General features: G+C 72.6%; 14 protein-coding genes and 1 tRNA gene. 6 read left to right on the top strand and 9 right to left on the bottom strand.

Annotation, left to right across the window (positions count from 1 at the left end):
* Positions 1-117 precede the first annotated feature (117 nt).
* The 3 genes from Dfulv_RS03820 to Dfulv_RS03810 all read right to left on the bottom strand — a co-directional run bounded on the left by Dfulv_RS03820 (position 118) and on the right by Dfulv_RS03810 (position 2,685).
* Entirely contained in the window at positions 118-1,686 is a 1,569-nt protein-coding gene (locus Dfulv_RS03820; protein WP_259861217.1) for an MDR family MFS transporter, read from the bottom strand.
* The gene (locus Dfulv_RS03815) at positions 1,683-2,159 is read right to left on the bottom strand and encodes a MarR family winged helix-turn-helix transcriptional regulator (protein ID WP_259861216.1); all 477 of its coding nucleotides are present in this window, start codon (positions 2,157-2,159) and stop codon (positions 1,683-1,685) included. The genes Dfulv_RS03820 and Dfulv_RS03815 overlap by 4 nt, the downstream gene beginning before the upstream one ends.
* Positions 2,160-2,295: 136 nt before the next feature.
* Positions 2,296-2,685, bottom strand: a complete 390-nt coding sequence (locus Dfulv_RS03810) for a GntR family transcriptional regulator (protein ID WP_259861215.1) — start codon at positions 2,683-2,685, stop codon at positions 2,296-2,298.
* A gap of 513 nt (positions 2,686-3,198) precedes the next feature.
* On the opposite strand from Dfulv_RS03810, the gene Dfulv_RS03805 reads away from it, so the two are divergent.
* A complete protein-coding gene (locus Dfulv_RS03805; RefSeq protein WP_259861214.1) occupies positions 3,199-3,444 on the top strand; it encodes a hypothetical protein in 246 nt (81 codons plus the stop codon).
* Here Dfulv_RS03805 and Dfulv_RS03800 read toward each other — a convergent pair.
* A complete protein-coding gene (locus Dfulv_RS03800; protein ID WP_259861213.1) occupies positions 3,441-4,592 on the bottom strand; it encodes an aromatic ring-hydroxylating oxygenase subunit alpha in 1,152 nt (383 codons plus the stop codon). The two genes, Dfulv_RS03805 and Dfulv_RS03800, sit on opposite strands and share 4 nt — an antisense overlap.
* 216 nt (positions 4,593-4,808) lie before the next feature.
* A tRNA-Thr gene (locus tag Dfulv_RS03795) sits at positions 4,809-4,884 on the bottom strand.
* A gap of 86 nt (positions 4,885-4,970) precedes the next feature.
* On the opposite strand from Dfulv_RS03795, the gene Dfulv_RS03790 reads away from it, so the two are divergent.
* The 4 genes from Dfulv_RS03790 to Dfulv_RS03775 are packed head-to-tail and all read left to right on the top strand — an operon-like array spanning position 4,971 to position 10,466.
* Complete coding sequence (locus Dfulv_RS03790; RefSeq protein WP_259867383.1) at positions 4,971-6,800, top strand: metallophosphoesterase family protein; 1,830 nt, start codon at positions 4,971-4,973, stop codon at positions 6,798-6,800.
* Positions 6,801-6,853: 53 nt separating this feature from the next.
* The gene (locus tag Dfulv_RS03785) at positions 6,854-7,315 is read left to right on the top strand and encodes a (2Fe-2S)-binding protein (protein ID WP_259867381.1); all 462 of its coding nucleotides are present in this window, start codon (positions 6,854-6,856) and stop codon (positions 7,313-7,315) included.
* The gene (locus tag Dfulv_RS03780) at positions 7,315-8,313 is read left to right on the top strand and encodes an FAD binding domain-containing protein (protein WP_259861212.1); all 999 of its coding nucleotides are present in this window, start codon (positions 7,315-7,317) and stop codon (positions 8,311-8,313) included. The genes Dfulv_RS03785 and Dfulv_RS03780 overlap by 1 nt, the downstream gene beginning before the upstream one ends.
* Positions 8,310-10,466: a xanthine dehydrogenase family protein molybdopterin-binding subunit gene (locus tag Dfulv_RS03775; RefSeq protein WP_259861211.1), complete on the top strand. Its 2,157-nt coding sequence runs from the start codon at positions 8,310-8,312 to the stop codon at positions 10,464-10,466. The genes Dfulv_RS03780 and Dfulv_RS03775 overlap by 4 nt, the downstream gene beginning before the upstream one ends.
* A gap of 26 nt (positions 10,467-10,492) precedes the next feature.
* Here the strand turns inward: Dfulv_RS03775 and Dfulv_RS03770 are convergent, their stop codons facing one another.
* Complete coding sequence (locus Dfulv_RS03770; protein ID WP_259867378.1) at positions 10,493-11,329, bottom strand: PSP1 domain-containing protein; 837 nt, start codon at positions 11,327-11,329, stop codon at positions 10,493-10,495.
* 248 nt (positions 11,330-11,577) lie between these two features.
* On the opposite strand from Dfulv_RS03770, the gene Dfulv_RS03765 reads away from it, so the two are divergent.
* Positions 11,578-13,074 carry a hypothetical protein gene (locus Dfulv_RS03765; RefSeq protein ID WP_259861210.1) on the top strand — a complete coding sequence of 499 codons (1,497 nt, stop codon included), beginning with the start codon at positions 11,578-11,580 and terminating at the stop codon, positions 13,072-13,074.
* Positions 13,075-13,191: 117 nt separating this feature from the next.
* On the opposite strand, the gene Dfulv_RS03760 is transcribed toward Dfulv_RS03765, so the two are convergent.
* The 3 genes from Dfulv_RS03760 to Dfulv_RS03750 are packed head-to-tail and all read right to left on the bottom strand — an operon-like array spanning position 13,192 to position 14,631.
* The gene (locus Dfulv_RS03760) at positions 13,192-14,022 is read right to left on the bottom strand and encodes a WXG100 family type VII secretion target (protein WP_259861209.1); all 831 of its coding nucleotides are present in this window, start codon (positions 14,020-14,022) and stop codon (positions 13,192-13,194) included.
* Complete coding sequence (locus Dfulv_RS03755) at positions 14,022-14,306, bottom strand: hypothetical protein (RefSeq protein WP_259861208.1); 285 nt, start codon at positions 14,304-14,306, stop codon at positions 14,022-14,024. Before Dfulv_RS03755 ends, Dfulv_RS03760 begins: the two co-directional genes overlap by 1 nt.
* The gene (locus Dfulv_RS03750) at positions 14,293-14,631 is read right to left on the bottom strand and encodes a YbaB/EbfC family nucleoid-associated protein (protein WP_259861207.1); all 339 of its coding nucleotides are present in this window, start codon (positions 14,629-14,631) and stop codon (positions 14,293-14,295) included. Before Dfulv_RS03750 ends, Dfulv_RS03755 begins: the two co-directional genes overlap by 14 nt.
* Positions 14,632-14,678: the final 47 nt, after the last annotated feature.

The following is a 14,678-nucleotide window of genomic DNA, read 5'->3' as shown; positions in this document are numbered from 1 at the left end:
CCCCGCTGACTACCCGGCAGTAGCCTCCGCCGCCCACCCCCGCCACCCCGTCCAATCGCGTCGATCTTGCAGTTGCGGCGCCTGGATTGACCCGAAATTTCGCAGTGGCGCGGCGGGCTAGAACGTGGCCACCTTGGCCTCCATCTCCGCCGCCGCGTCCTCCGCCGTCGAGGCCTTCGCCGGGTCGGCCGGGGCCGCACCCTGCAACGGCTTGTTCGGCAGCGCCACCGTCACCAGCGTGCCGACCAGCGCGACGATCGCGGCCGACAGGAAGACCGGGTGCAGGGCATTGACGAAGACGTGCTCGACGGCCGCGAGCATCTGGGCCGGGAGCTTGCGGACCTCGGCCGGAGCGTTGATCGACACGCCGGCCATGCCGTTGCCCCGCATCTGCTCGGTCAGCCGGTTTGTCATCACCGCGCCCAGCGCCGCGACGCCGACCGAACCGCCGAGCGAGCGGAAGAACGTGGCGGCCGAGGTACCGGCACCCATGTCACGCAGGTCGACCGCGTTCTGGACGGCCAGGACCAGCGGCTGCATCGCCAGGCCCAGCCCGACGCCGATGGTCGTCATGAAGATGAACGCCTGCCACAGCGGCGTGTCGACCTGAAGCGTCGTGAAGAGCAGCAGACCCGCGCCCATGACGACGGTGCCGGCGACGGTGAACCACTTGTACCGCCCGAGCCGGCTGATGAGGCGACCGGCGATGATCGACGTCACGATGACGCCGCCCATCATCGGCAGCATGAGCAGGCCCGAGCTGGTCGGCGTCGCACCCTTGACGATCTGCAGGTACAGCGGGACGTAGATGATCGAGCCGAACATCGCGAAGCCGAGGATGAACGTCGCGGTGTTGGCCAGCGAGAACGTCGCCCGCTTGAAGAGGCGCAGCGGCAGGATCGGCTCCTCGGCGCGGCTCTCGGCGACGATGAACAGCACGGTGAGCACGGCGCCGGCGACGAGCAGGCCGACGATCGTGGGCGAGCCCCACGCGTACTCGTTGCCGCCCCACGACAGGGCGAGCAGCACCGCGCTGACGGCGGCGACCATCAGCGCCGCACCCAGGTAGTCGATCCGGTGGTCACGGCGCTGGTGGGGCACCAGGCGCAGGACCCGGCTGCAGACGTAGAGCGCGAACACGGCCAGCGGCACGTTGATGTAGAAGATCCAGCGCCAGTCGTTCTCCGCGAAGTAGCCGCCGACCAGTGGGCCGGCGACCGAGGAGATGCCGAAGACGGCGCCGAAGAGCCCCTGGTACCTCGGCCGGTCCCGCGGCGGGAGCACGTCGGAGACGATCGTGAAGGCCAGCGTCATCAGGCCGCCGGCGCCGATGCCCTGCACCGCGCGCGTCACGATGAGTTGCGTCATGTCCTGGGAGAGACCGGCGAGCAGCGAGCCGACCAGGAAGGTCGAGATCGCGAAGAGCAGCACCGGGCGGCGGCCGTAGAGGTCGCTGATCTTGCCGTACAGCGGGGTCGAGGCGGTGGAGGCGAGCAGGTACGCCGTCACGACCCAGGAGTAGTGGTCGAGCCCACCGAGCTCACCGACGATCGTCGGCAGCGCGGTGCCCACGATGGTCTGATCGAGCGCGGCCAGCAGCATTCCGGTCATCAGGCCGCCCATCAGCAGCAGGATCTGCCGATGGGCGAGTGTGGGCCGGGTCTGCTCCGGCGCGGTGGTGGTCATCGTGCGTCCCTTTCCGGGGTGGTTCCAGGCAACCGGTCGGCGAGCGAGCGGTTGAGTCGCGTGAAGAGGTCGGCGAAGATCTGCCGTTCCTCGTGTGTCCAGTCGCCGAGCAGCTCGTCCCAGATGGCGAGCCACCGCTCCCGGTTCTCGGCGAACACTTCGGAGCCCAGCTCGGTGACCTCGACAAGGCTGGCCCGCCGGTCGGACGGGTCGGATGCGCGCCGGACGAGGCCGGCGTTCTCCAGCGCGGCCACCTGCCGGCTCACCGTCGAGAGGTCGACACTCACATCGGCGGCCAGCGCGGACAGCCGGAAGGGCCCGTCGATCGCGATCCGGCTCAACAGCATGTAGGCGGGGCGCTCGAGGCCACGGCCGGCCTCGTGGAACTTCAGCGTGGCGAAGAGTCGCTCCGACAGCCGGACGAACCGGCCGACCTGCCGCGCGATGGCGGCATGTTCGCTGTCGTCGTGCACGTTACGCTCCCCGGCGATCCGATACTTGCTTGCCACAAGCATCGGTTCGGCGAGTAGGAGACTTCAACCGAATACCGGGTGATGCGTGTTACTGAGCGCGCTGCCACAAGTGCGTCACTCGGCGCATTGTGGCGCGTTATTCGCGGCCGAACTCGAACCGGTCGGCGGGGTAGGCCTTGTCGCCCACGACGAGCACCGGCACACCCTCGTGCATGCCGTGCTCCTTACGCTCGGCCGGCGTGGGCATGCGGGCCGAGACGACCTCGCCCGAGTGCAGCCAGATGCGCTCACGCGGGACGACGGCACGCACACGGCTGCGGTAGCCGCGCTTACTCTCGATGAGTCCCTCGCCGCGCAGATAGGCCATGGCGTCACGGATCGTGTCGCGGCCGACGTCGTGCTCTTCAGCGAGGTATTTCTCGGAAGGCAGGAGACTGCCCGGCGGCAGCTCACCATCGATGATCTGTTGCCGTATCGCGTCCGCGACCTGCCGGTAGAGCGACAGACCGGAACTCCGGGAGATCATGTCCGAGACCATACGAAGGTCTATCGACGGGCCACCTTGTGGCCTTAGGGCTACTAGAAGTATAGTCGACCCCAGGCGCGGGGCCGGGCTGGGCGGTCCGGCTTCGCGCCACCCATGCAGAACGTGCGTGCCGCGGCACCGGGGCCGCACCGCTCGGCGGTGCGGCCGTCCATCCCGGTCCAGGGCACGACCCGCGCATCAGACCAGGGTGCTGACCCGCACGGCGAGGCGGCACGCACCCGCACCGGTTGCGGCACCGTGCGACGACGCGGGCCCGACCACCTCGGCGCGGCACCGCACGCCACGGTGCCGCGCCGACCAACACCGGGTGCGGCGCCGGCAACGGCACCGTGAGCCACGGCGCGCGACACACCCGAGGGGGATGCGGCACCGCCCGCGGCTCCACGGTCCGCGCCGCGCCGCACCCGGCCGAACCGGGGTGCGGCGCCGTTACGACGCTGCGAGCCGCGCAGCGCCGCACCCCTTCGCCGAGCCGGAAACCGGAGGTGGTCGATGAACACCGAGCGGGAAGAGCTGTCGCCGGTCGTCACACTGGACCTGCGTGCGATCAACGCGGTCGTCACCGAGGACGAGGACGACCTGATCATGCTGGTCGACGACGGCGACGTGCAGGTCGAGTTCGGCTCCGGGCTGTGCGGCAGCTGGGAGGAGGCCATCACCGGGGCGCAGCGGGTCGCGTCGACGGCCCTGGCGTTCGCCGCCGCGCTCCGCACCCGCCGCCCGTGCCGGCCCGCTTAGCTGTCGGCGCACGCGGCGGTGAACGCGGCTGCCGGGTCGAGATACGCGCGGGCCACGAGTGAGATCCACTGGTGGACGGCGTCCTCCCGGGGTGCGAGCGGACCCGGGACGAAGTGCGGTGAGGCGACGCCGCGCTGGACCGACTCGCAGGCGGCCCAGTCCTGACGGTTGGTGAGGTCCCAGAAGTCCACGGCGTAGGCGGGGTCGATGCCGCCGGCCGGGAAGTACCAGCTGCACTCGATCTCCGTCCGCCCCGGTGCGACCGGCACCAGGAGGTGGGTCATCACGTAGTCGGGGTGCGCGGAGACGAGCAGATTCGGGAACAGCGCGACGTAGCTGACGACGTCACGCGGCGCGCCCTCGATGAAGACACCGCTGCCCGAGCCGTCGAAGGACATCGTCTCGGCGTGGTCGCGCAGGTCCATCGAGCCGCCCACCCACGCGCCCGGCAGGTCCCAGTTGTCGCCCGAGGCCGGCGGCGAGACGCGGCACAGCTCCGGGTGGATGAGCGGGCAGTGGTAGCACTCCTGGTAGTTCTCGACGATCACCTTCCAGTTGGCGGCGACGTCGTAACGGTGGCGCGCACCGAGTCTGAGGTCGCGGCAGCGGTACGGGCTGAGCAGACCGTCGAGCGCACCCACGTATCCGATGAAGGGCGGCGCGCCGCCGGCCGCGTTGACCAGCACCCAGCCCTGCCAGACCACGACGGGCAGCTCTACGAGCCCGTATTCGGCGGGATCGAAGTCCGTGACCTCGCGCATCCCCGTGGCGGTGGTGAGCGTGCCGTCGAGCCGGAAGGCCCAGCCGTGGTACGCGCAGACGACCGCACCGCGGGTGGCGGTGCCGCCGGGCGGCAGAAGCTCGTGCCCGCGGTGCCGGCAGAAGTTGGCGAAGGCGCGGACACCGTCGCCGGTCCCCTCGAAGGTCAGCAGCACCCCGACGTCCCCGACGGCGAGGGCCCGCTGGCTGACGTCCTCCCCGCGCAGGTCCTCGACCCGGCCGACACAGGTCCACGCGCCCGCGAACAGATGGCGCAGCTCCCAGGCGTAGACGTCCGGGTCGGTGTACGCGGCGCCGGGCAGGGTCAGCGAGGTGCCGAAGGGCGCGGCCGCGGCCGCGATCGCCCCCGGGTCCAGCGGTGCGGGCATGCGGCCTCCTCCTCGAGATCCGTCCCACCAATGTTGAGCGCTGCGGCACACCTGGTCCAGGGCCGCACCGCCGCTCCCCCAACCACAATGATCACTCTGCCGCTCACCCCACGGCCACCAGAACCGGCCGGGGCGCCTGGCACACAGGTGACCAACAGATCGGCGAAGGGCCCGGGAGAGATCTCCCGGGCCCTTCGTCTGCCCTGGTCAGGGCTTTGGAGCCGCCTGACGGAATCGAACCGTCGACCTATTCATTACGAGTGAATCGCTCTGCCGACTGAGCTAAGGCGGCAACAGTGGACCAGTGTACGGCACGCTCCCGGGCAGTGCGCGAGGGGTTTCCCGGTGTGCCCGCACGCGAGTAACGTCCCGCGCGTGATGCCCCCCGACGACATGCCCGCGGCGCCGGGCGAACTGACCGCCGAGCCGGGCGATCCGCTGCTCCCGCTGCCCGAGGAGCCGCCGCTGGAGACCGGCGACGCGCGGCCCACCGGGCTCGACCCGGACCAGATGGGGTTCACGCCCCGCCGGGCGGTGCCGTGGCTCAGCCCGGTGCTGCTGAGCGGCACGGCGGTCCGGGTCGTGCTCGCCGACCTCTTCGGCGCCTACCTGGACAAGCGGGAGCTGCAGGACGCCCTGCCCGGGCGGATCCTGCGCGAGGGTCGGGGGTACACGGGGGAGCTCACCGACGATGAGTGGCCCGACGACGGGGAGCTCTGGCTCGACTTCGTCGCCGACACCGGCGACGGCTTCAACGCGACCTACTCGGTGGCCTACCTGCTCGCCCAGCCGCGGCTGACCGTGGACGGGCACGAACTGCCCCGCGGTGAGGTGCTGGTGCTCGGCGGCGACCAGGTGTACCCGACCGCCAGCGGGCAACAGTACGAGGACCGGTTCAAGGGGCCGTTCCGCGCTGCGCTGCCGGTGGCGCCGGAGGGGGTCCAGCCGCGCATGTACGCGGTGCCCGGCAACCACGACTGGTACGACGGGCTGACCGCGTTCCTGCGCCTGTTCGTGCGCGGCAACGAGGGCAGCGTCGGCGGCTGGCGGACCCGGCAGTCGCGCTCCTACTTCGCGATCCAGCTGCCCAACCGGTGGTGGCTGCTCGGGATCGACGTGCAGGCGGGCGCCTACATCGACGATCCTCAGCTGCGGTACTTCACCCGCGCGGCGGCCCGGATGGGCCCCGGCGACAAGATCATCGTCTGCCCGCCGTCGCCGAGCTGGGTGGAATCGACCGACGACCGCAAGGCGTACGACAGCCTCGACTACTTCGTGCGCACCGTCGTCGCGCCGACCGGGGCCGAGGTCCGGCTGATGCTCTCCGGCGACCTGCACCACTACGCGCGGTACGAGCGACCCGAACGGCAGCTCATCACCTGCGGTGGCGGCGGCGCGTATCTCTACCCGACGCACGAGCTGCCGGACCGGATCGAGGTGCCGCCGCGCAGGTCGCTGGTGCGCAATCCCTCGCCGAGCCGCGAGTTCACGCTCGCCGCGACCTACCCGACGAAGGCCCGCTCCCGCGGCCTGTCGCTCGGCGTGTTCTGGCGCCTGCCGTGGCGAAACCCGGTGTTCCTCGGCCTGCTCGGCCTGCTCCAGACGCTGACCATGCTGGCGTTCGTCAACGCCGCCGACCGGGTCGTCGCGGGCGTCGAGCAGCGCCTGGTCACGGTCCCGGCGGCGCTGATGGTGGTCATCGACGTGCTGGGCGCCTGCCTGCTCGCCATGCCGCGCAGCGCCGGCCAGCGAAGACCACGGCACTGGGCACTGGGGCTGCTGCACGGCGCCGCGTTCGTCGGGCTCGCGGTCCTCGGCACCTGGGCGTGGCTCAACCTGCCGTTCGTCGACCTGACCTGGCCGGTGCCGCTGCTGCTGGCCATCGTCCTGTACCTCCCGCTGTCCGCACTCGCCGGCGGCGAACTCTTCGCGCTGTACCTGCTGCTCGCCTCGAAGGTCAGCGTCAACGTCAACGAGCTGTTCGCCGGCCAGGGCATCACCGGTTACAAGGGCTTCCTCCGCCTGCATTTCACCGCGGACGGCGGCCTCACGATCTATCCGGTCGGCGTGGACCGGACGGGCCGCCGGTGGCGCGCGGCCCCGGCCACCCGGCCCGACGCATCCTGGTTCGAGTCGGGCAAGCCGATGCGGCTGCGGCTCATGGAACCACCCATCCGTATCGCGGCAGCGGGGGAGATCAAGGAGTAGGCGGGCGAGGTCGCCGGAAAGCCCCGCCTCACACGGGCATCGTGACAGGCGTGATGAACGAGCTGACCGTCGCGTTCACCGTCAACGGTGCGCCCACGCGCCTCACCCTCGATCCCCGCGAGTCGCTGCTGGACGTGCTGCGCGAACGGCTCACCCTGTTCGGCACCAAGAAGGGCTGCGACCAGGGCCAGTGCGGTGCCTGCACGGTGCACCTGAACGGGCGCCGGGTGGTGTCGTGCCTGACGCCGGCGGTGCAGGTGGCCGGGCAGGAGGTCACCACCATCGAGGGGATCGCGCCGGGCGGCGGCGAGCTGCACCCGCTCCAGCAGGCGTTCGTCACCAACGACGCACTGCAGTGCGGGTACTGCACGCCCGGTCAGGTGATGTCGGGCCTGGCCTGCATCGCCGAGGGGCACGCGGACGACGACGAGCAGATCCGCGAGTACATGAGCGGCAACCTCTGCCGGTGCGGCGCCTACGCCGGCATCGTCGCCGCTATCCGCGAGGTGGCGTGATGCGCCCGTTCGCCTACACCGCCGCGACCACGGTGCCCGAGGCGCTGGCCGCCCTGGACCGGGGCGCCCGGCCGCTGGCGGGCGGCACGACGCTCTACGACCTGATGCGCCTGGAGGTCGAGACGCCGGCGGCGATCGTCGGCATCCACCGCGTCGCCGAACTGACGGAGATCGCCAGGAACGATCGAACCCAGGAGTTGGTACTGGGTGCAGGCGCGCGGATGGCCGACGCCGCCGACCACCCGGCGGTGCGGTCGGCGTGCCCGGCGCTCGCGGAGTCGCTGTGGCAGGCGGCGTCGCCGCAGCTGCGCAACATGGCGACGCTGGGCGGCAACCTCCTGCAGCGGACGCGGTGCGGCTATTTCCGCGGCGGCAGCCAGTACCGCTGCAACAAACGCGAACCGGGCAGCGGTTGCGACGCGATCGGAGGCGTCGACACGGCCCACGCCGTGCTCGGCGGCAGCGACGCCTGCATCGCGACCTACCCGGGTGACCTGGCCGTCGTGCTGATCGCCTTCGACGCGGTCGTCGACGTCGTCGGGCCCCACGGCACCCGCACGGTGCCGATGGCGGAGCTGCACGTGGGGCCGGGCACCGAGCCGCAGCGTGAACACACCCTGGCGCCCGAGGAGCTGATCCGCCGCATCCGGGTGCCGCTCGCGCCGGTCATGCGGGCCTCGACCTATCTCAAGATCAGACCCAGGGAGTCGTACGCCTTCGCGCTCGCCTCGGCGGCGGTGGGCCTCACCTGCGACGGGACGGGCACGGTGCTGGACTGCCGGATCGGGCTGGGCGGGGTCGCCACCCGGCCGTGGCGCGCCGCCGACGCCGAGCGGACGCTGGTCGGGCAGCCGCTCACCGACGACGCCGCCCGGCGCGCGGGTGAGCTGGCGTTCCTGGGCGCGCGGCCGGGCCGGCACAACGGGTTCAAGATCGAGCTGGGCATCCGCACCGTTGCCGAGGCGCTACGGATCGCCGCCGGGCGGGAAGCGTCATGAACCGGCTGCGGGTGGAGGCCGTCTCGAAGGTCACGGGCACGGCGCGGTACAGCGCGGACCGCAACCCGCCGGACGTGGCGCACGCGGCGCTGGCGGCGGCTACGATCGGGCGCGGCCGGGTCCTGTCCATCGACACGGCGGCCGCGTCGGAAGTGCCGGGAGTCCTGCTCGTGCTGACCCACGCCGACGTGGCCTCCCCCGGGTTCATCATGGGCGGCGGCTACTCGTTCCAGGGCCTGCAACCGCTGGTGGACGACCGCATCGCGTATCGCGGCCAGCCCATCGCGCTCGTCGTCGCGGAGACCCCGCACGCTGCGGCGGAGGCGGCGCTGCTGGTGACGGCCCGCTACGCGGAAGAGCCGGTCGAGGTCACGCTCGACGCGCCGGACCGGGTGCGGCAGCAGGAGGCGATCCCGCTGCCCGTCACCGCCGACGTCGTCGTCGGCGACGCCGAGGCCGCCTACGCGGCGAGCCCCGTCCGGGTCGAGGGCGTCTACACGCACCCGGCGCAGAACAGCACGGCGATGGAGTTGCTCGGCAGCACGGTCGAGTGGGTGGACGACCGGCTCGTCGTGCACGAGGGCACCCAGAACGCGGGCGCGGTCCGCGGCGGACTGGCCCACCAGTTGGGCATGGACCGCGACCAGGTGCAGGTGATCTCCCCGCTGACCGGCGGCGGGTTCGGCCAGAAGAACGCGCTCCAGCCGCACATCGCGCCGCTGGCGGTCGCCGCACGGCAGCTGGGCCGGCCCGTGAGGCTGACACTGACCCGGCAGCAGACGTTCCACCAGGGCAGCTTCCGGCCGGCGAGCCGGCACCGGATCCGCCTCGGCGCCGAGCCGTCGGGGCGGTTCACCGCGGCGATCCACGAGGCCGAGCACCAGACGTCGCGGCACGACCTGTTCCCGGCCGCGTACGCGGACATGACCGCCCGCCTCTACGGCTTTCCCGCCTTCCACGGGCCGCACTGGCTGGTCCGTACCGACACACAGACGCCCGGGTACATGCGGGCGCCGTACGAGTCGCCTGCCGCGTTCGCGTTCGAGGTGGCGATCGACGAGCTCGCCGAGCGGCTGAACCTCGACCCGGTGGAGCTGCGGCTCGCCAACGACACGGCCACCGACCCGGTCACCGGCCGGCCGTTCTCCTCCCGGCACGTCGCCGAGTGCCTGCGCCGGGGCGCCGAGCGGTTCGGCTGGTCGCGCCGGAATCCGGTACCGGGGGCAGCGGTCGCCGAGGACGGCTCGCGGATCGGTCACGGCGTGGCGATCGGCGCGTATCCGGCCCACACCACCCCGGCGGTCGCGCACCTGCGGGCCGGCGCGGACGGCCGGGTCCTGGTCGGCGTGGACGCCCACGAGATGGGCCAGGGCATCCGGTCCGCGATCGCCTATCTCGTCGCCGACGACCTCGGCATCGACGTCGACCGGGTCACGGTGGTCATCGGCGACACCCGGGTCGCGCCGCAGCACCTGACCGCGGGGTCGTGGGGCACGGCGAGTGCGCTGCCGGCCGTCCAGCACGGGTTGCAGGAGCTGCGCAAGGTGCTCGGGACCGCGGGTGTCGGGCCGGTCGACGTCGCCGGCGCCGTGGCCGCGAGCGGCCGGGAGACGGTCGAGGCCAGCGCCGTGCACCTGGGCCGGGGGCAGCCGCCGGAGGCACTGGAGCGGGCCCGGGCGGGCGTGGTGGCGCTGAGCGGCCCGGAGTATCCGGCGTTCACGGCCTTCAGCTTCATCGCGCACTTCGTGGAGGTGCGGGTGGCGCCGAACGTGCCCCGGATCAGCGTCCCGCGGGTGGTGAGCGTGGCGGACTGCGGCCGGGTGGCCAGCCCGGTGACCGCGGCGAGCCAGGTGCGCGGCGGCGTGGTGTGGGGCCTCGGCGCGGCGCTGCGCGAGCGGCTCGAGGTGGACGAGCGGTACGGCGGCTTCATCACCTCGACCTTCGAGGACTACCCGATCTCGGTGAACGCGGACATCGGCGAGATCGAGGTCGACTTCGTCGACGAGCCGGACCCGATGCTCAACGACGTGGGCGTGAAGGGCCTGGGTGAGGTCGCGCTCGTGGGTGTGGTGCCCGCGGTGGTCAACGCGATCCACAACGCGACCGGCAGGCGCTTCCGCCACGTGCCGGTGACGGTGGCCGACTTGCTCTGAGGTTCAGCCGTGGCGCTCTGTGAGGTTCAGCCGTGGCGCTCTTCGTACGCCTGGCGGGAGCCGCACACCGAGGCGCGGCTGCAGGAGCAGCGGGAGCCGTCGGCGTCCATGCGGACGATGACCGAGTCGCGGGGCACGCTGTGGCCGACGACCCGGCCCTCGCCGTCGGGGGTGCTGACCCGCGTGCCGACCGCCGGGGCGGTGGCCTGGAACTGCTGGTAGAGCGGATGCTCGTACTTCAAGCAGCACATCAGCCGGCCACAGGCGCCCGAGATCCGCAGCGGGTTGAGCGGGAGGTCCTGGTCCTTGGCCATGCGGATGGTGACCGGCTCGAAGTCGTTGAGGAACGTGGCGCAGCACAGGTCGCGGCCGCAGGAGCCGATGCCGCCCTGGACCCGTGCGGAGTCGCGCGCCGACAGCTGGCGCAGTTCCACCCGGCAGTGCAGGGTGGCGCCCAGATCGCGCACCAGCGAGCGGAAGTCCACCCGGTGGGGCGCGGTGAAGTAGATGGTCGTCCGTGCGCCCTGGCCGCCCGAGGCGTCGAGGACGTGGTCCACCGCGACGACCTTCATGGGCAACTCGTGCTCGCGGATGAGTTTCTTCGCGGCGACCTTCGCCTCGGCCTTGCGCTTGCGCAGCAGCTCGTCGCGGCGCAGGTCGTCGTCGCCGGCCATGGCGACCAGCCGCGGGAAGCCCTCGGTCTCCTCGGTGACCCACTGCGCGGCCCAGACGCACTCGGCGACCTCGGGCCCGTCGTCGGTGGGGACGAGGACCCGGTCACCCACCTGGGGCCGAAGGTCACCGGGGTCGAAGTAGAACAGCCGTCCGTAGCGATTGAAACTCACCGCGCACAGCATGCCCATGGCGATCACAGTAACGCGGGTCACGGGCAGTCCCATATGGCCTGCGTTGCTTGCCCGATAAAAAGCTATTAAGTCCGACTCGACACTTTTGGTGTACCCCGTTGCCATTCCAGAGGGTTCGTCGTTACTAGTGCGGATGGGACTGCAAACGTAGGCGTAACTCCGGCCGGAAAAGGCTCGTTGGGGGCAGCAGTGGCACGCCCGACGGCGAGCACCCCCGCACTCCCGGTCTCGGAGGACCTCACGCAATGACGGAACCTGTTGCTTTCGCGCGCCCAAAAACAGCCCGGTACCTCGCCGCCCTCGCCACCTTGGGGATCGTCGGCGCATTGAGCCCGGTCGCGTTCGCGGCACCCGCGGCAGCGGCACCGGCCAATGCGGGCTGCCCCGACGGCTTCGGCGCCACAGCCGCGAGTAACACCATCGCGCTCGGCGGCATCGACCTGCGCGGTCTCGGCATCAACCTTCCGCGGCTGCCGGAGCTGCGGGTCGCGACCGCCCACTCGGGCTTCGCCGGCGGGCCGGCCCGCGCCGCGGCCGACGCCCGGTACGTCCAGGGCATCCTGCCCGCGGGCATTCTGAGCCCCGTCGCCTACCAGCAGGCGCCGCCGCCGAACGACCGGCCCGCCACGGTGCCGATGCGGGGCGTCGACCTGGGTGCGCTGTCGGTCGGTACCGGCGGGCTGAGCGCCCACGCGACCTGGAAGGACGCCGGCAAGTGCGACCCGGGGGCGGGCCCCCGGTCCACCGCGGAGGCCGAGCTCGCGGGCCTGACCGTGCTGCCGGGACGCGGCGGCCGGGCCCTGGTGCGGCTCGGCGCGGTGCACAGCTCGACGGTCACCGGCGTCGACAAGAGCGGCGCCGCGGCCACCGCGACCGGCGGGATCGCCGACTTCCAGCTGCTCGCGAGCGGCACGTCGGGCATCGGCGTGCGGGTCGTCAGCCCGCCCCAGCTGAAGGTCGTCGCCGGCAACAAGAAGACCGTCGACTACACCGCGCCGGTCCTCGAGGTGACCGCGCCCGGCCGCTCCCCCGTCCGGCTCTCCTCCGCCGGCTCGCACATCGACGTGGTCGTGCCCGTCGACGCCGCCGGTCGTGCGGCCGCCGAGGACCTGGGCCGCGCCGAAGGATTGCCGGTCGCCGGGCTGCCGCTGCTGGACCTGCTCACCGGCGTGACGAGCACGCTGACGGGCTCGCTGGGCGGCGTGATCGGCACGGTGCCCGATGTGCTGCTGAACCTGCCCGGCCTGCCCGAGGTGGGCAAGCTGACGGGCGTCCTGGGCGGTGGCACGTCGGTGCAGGGCCCCACCGAGAGCACGTCGGCGCGACCGGCCAAGGTGGTCGTCCTGCGGGTCGAGCTGGGCAAGGTGGAGCAGCAGACCAGCGCCACCGGCGTGTACGCGAAGGCCGCCTCGGTGCGCGTCAAGCTCATCGTCCGGACGAAGTGGAAGAGCGCCTCGGACGGCTACGGCAACAACGACCGCCCGAAGGTCGACCAGGCGACGGTCCTCGACCTGGGCGTGTGCTCGCTGGAGGCCGCCGCGGCCGCGCCGAAGGGCGGCGGTTACGGCGACGACGACGATGACGACGGCTACGGCGGTGGCGGCGGTGTCGGTGGCGGCGACGGTGGCGGCGGCACACTGCCGGTCACCGGACCGGGCGTGGGCATCGTCCTCGGCGCCGGGCTGCTGCTCCTCGTCGCCGGCCGCTTCTTCCTGATCATGTCTCGGCGCCGCAACGCATGACGCCGGTCCCGGCGTCGCTCCGCTCGGCGCCGGTCCCGGAACCGACCACCCCCAACCCCTTCGCCGCCCGTGCAGCCACCCCCATCGGCTGCCCGGGCGGCGCCCCGTTGGGACGGCTCACAGCTCGACCCGGGTCACCGTCGGCGAGGAGTGCCCGGACGGCACCTCGGGCGCCGCGTACACCAGCTCGGCCAACTCCGGCGACCACCGCGACCGCAGCGCCTCGGCGGCCGTGACGGCGTCGGCGGCCGGTCGCAGGATCCGAGCACCGATCCGGGCCGCCGCCTCGACGACCGCCGACACCGGCGGACGCCCGTCACCGGCAAGCCCGCCGGCCGGCGCGCCGCCCGCAACCGCCGCACCCGCCGCGAAACCGCCGCCCACAAGCGCGCCGCCCGCAACCGCCGCACCCGCCGCGAAACCGCCGCCCGCGAACCCCGCGCCGCCCGCGAACGCCGCGCCGGCCGCCGCCCGCAGCGTCACCGCCTCCGCCGACGAGACGGCCCGCGCGACCGCCTCGGCCATCTCCCCTCGCAGGTGGACCGCCCAGTCGACCAGGCCGTCCACATAGGACGCCGTGGCGAGCAGGCGACCGCAGATCGTCGCGGGATCGGTGCCCGGTCCTATGTGGACGGACAGCGACCGCCACACCGCGGCGAACGCCTCGGCGCCGGTGCCCTCCCAGGCACTGCGCCCGACGTCGGCCGTCAGGCGGTCGCGCTCGTGCGCGAAGCGGTCGGCGATCGCGCGCAGCTCCCCCGCCGCGATCCGCAACGCCGGGGCGTCGAGGCGCAGCGCGAAGTCGAGGGCGTCGCCGGGCAGGGCACCCACCCTGCGCAGCAGGGGCCAGATCTGGTCGTCGGCGGGTGCGCCGCCCTCGACGAGGGCCGCGTCGACGTGCCGCAGCAGGTCGCCACCCACGCCGGAGAGGCGTTCGAGGGCGTCCATCAGGAGCGGGCCTCCTCGTCGGCGCCGCGATAGCCGCTCGCGACCAGGCGCACCGCCTGGGCGGTGTCGGCGAGACGGGCGCCGTGTTCCGCGGCCTCCCGCCCCCGGGCGGTCACCGCCGTGGTCAGCTGGCGGTGCAGCGCACGGCCCAGCTCACCCAGGCCGCCGGCCCCGTCGCCGCCGAGCGTGCGGGCGCCCGGGTCGATGAGTCCCATCGTGGTGCTCGCCCCGGCGAGCTCGTCACCGGCGGCTTCGAGCCGACCGGCGAGGTCATCGAGCCTCATGTGTCCCCCCGTGAAGCGACCGGTAGTCACCGAACGTCTCGGCGTGCAGCTTCTGCCGCGCCCAGACGGCCGCGTCGGCGGCAGCGGTGACCGCCTCGCGGACCGAGCGGGAGACGTCGGCGACGCGACCTTGCGGGCGCTCCTCGATGCGGACGTCGCGGATCGTGCCGTCGGCGGTGACCACCACCTCGACGGCGCCGTCGGCCGACCGCACCGACACCTCGACGGACCTGACCGCCCGGTCGAACTCGGCGAGCAGCGCGTCGATGCGGCGATACCGCTCCACCGCTTCCTCGATCCACGACTCGTCGATCTCGCGCCCCATGTCGCCTCCCCGGGTGACCGTACGGCACCACACAGTTACGGCGAAAG

Source organism: Dactylosporangium fulvum (assembly GCF_025137375.1).
Classification (GTDB): Bacteria; Actinomycetota; Actinomycetes; order Mycobacteriales; family Micromonosporaceae; genus Dactylosporangium; species Dactylosporangium fulvum.
This window is presented reverse-complemented; position numbering and strand designations above follow the sequence as displayed.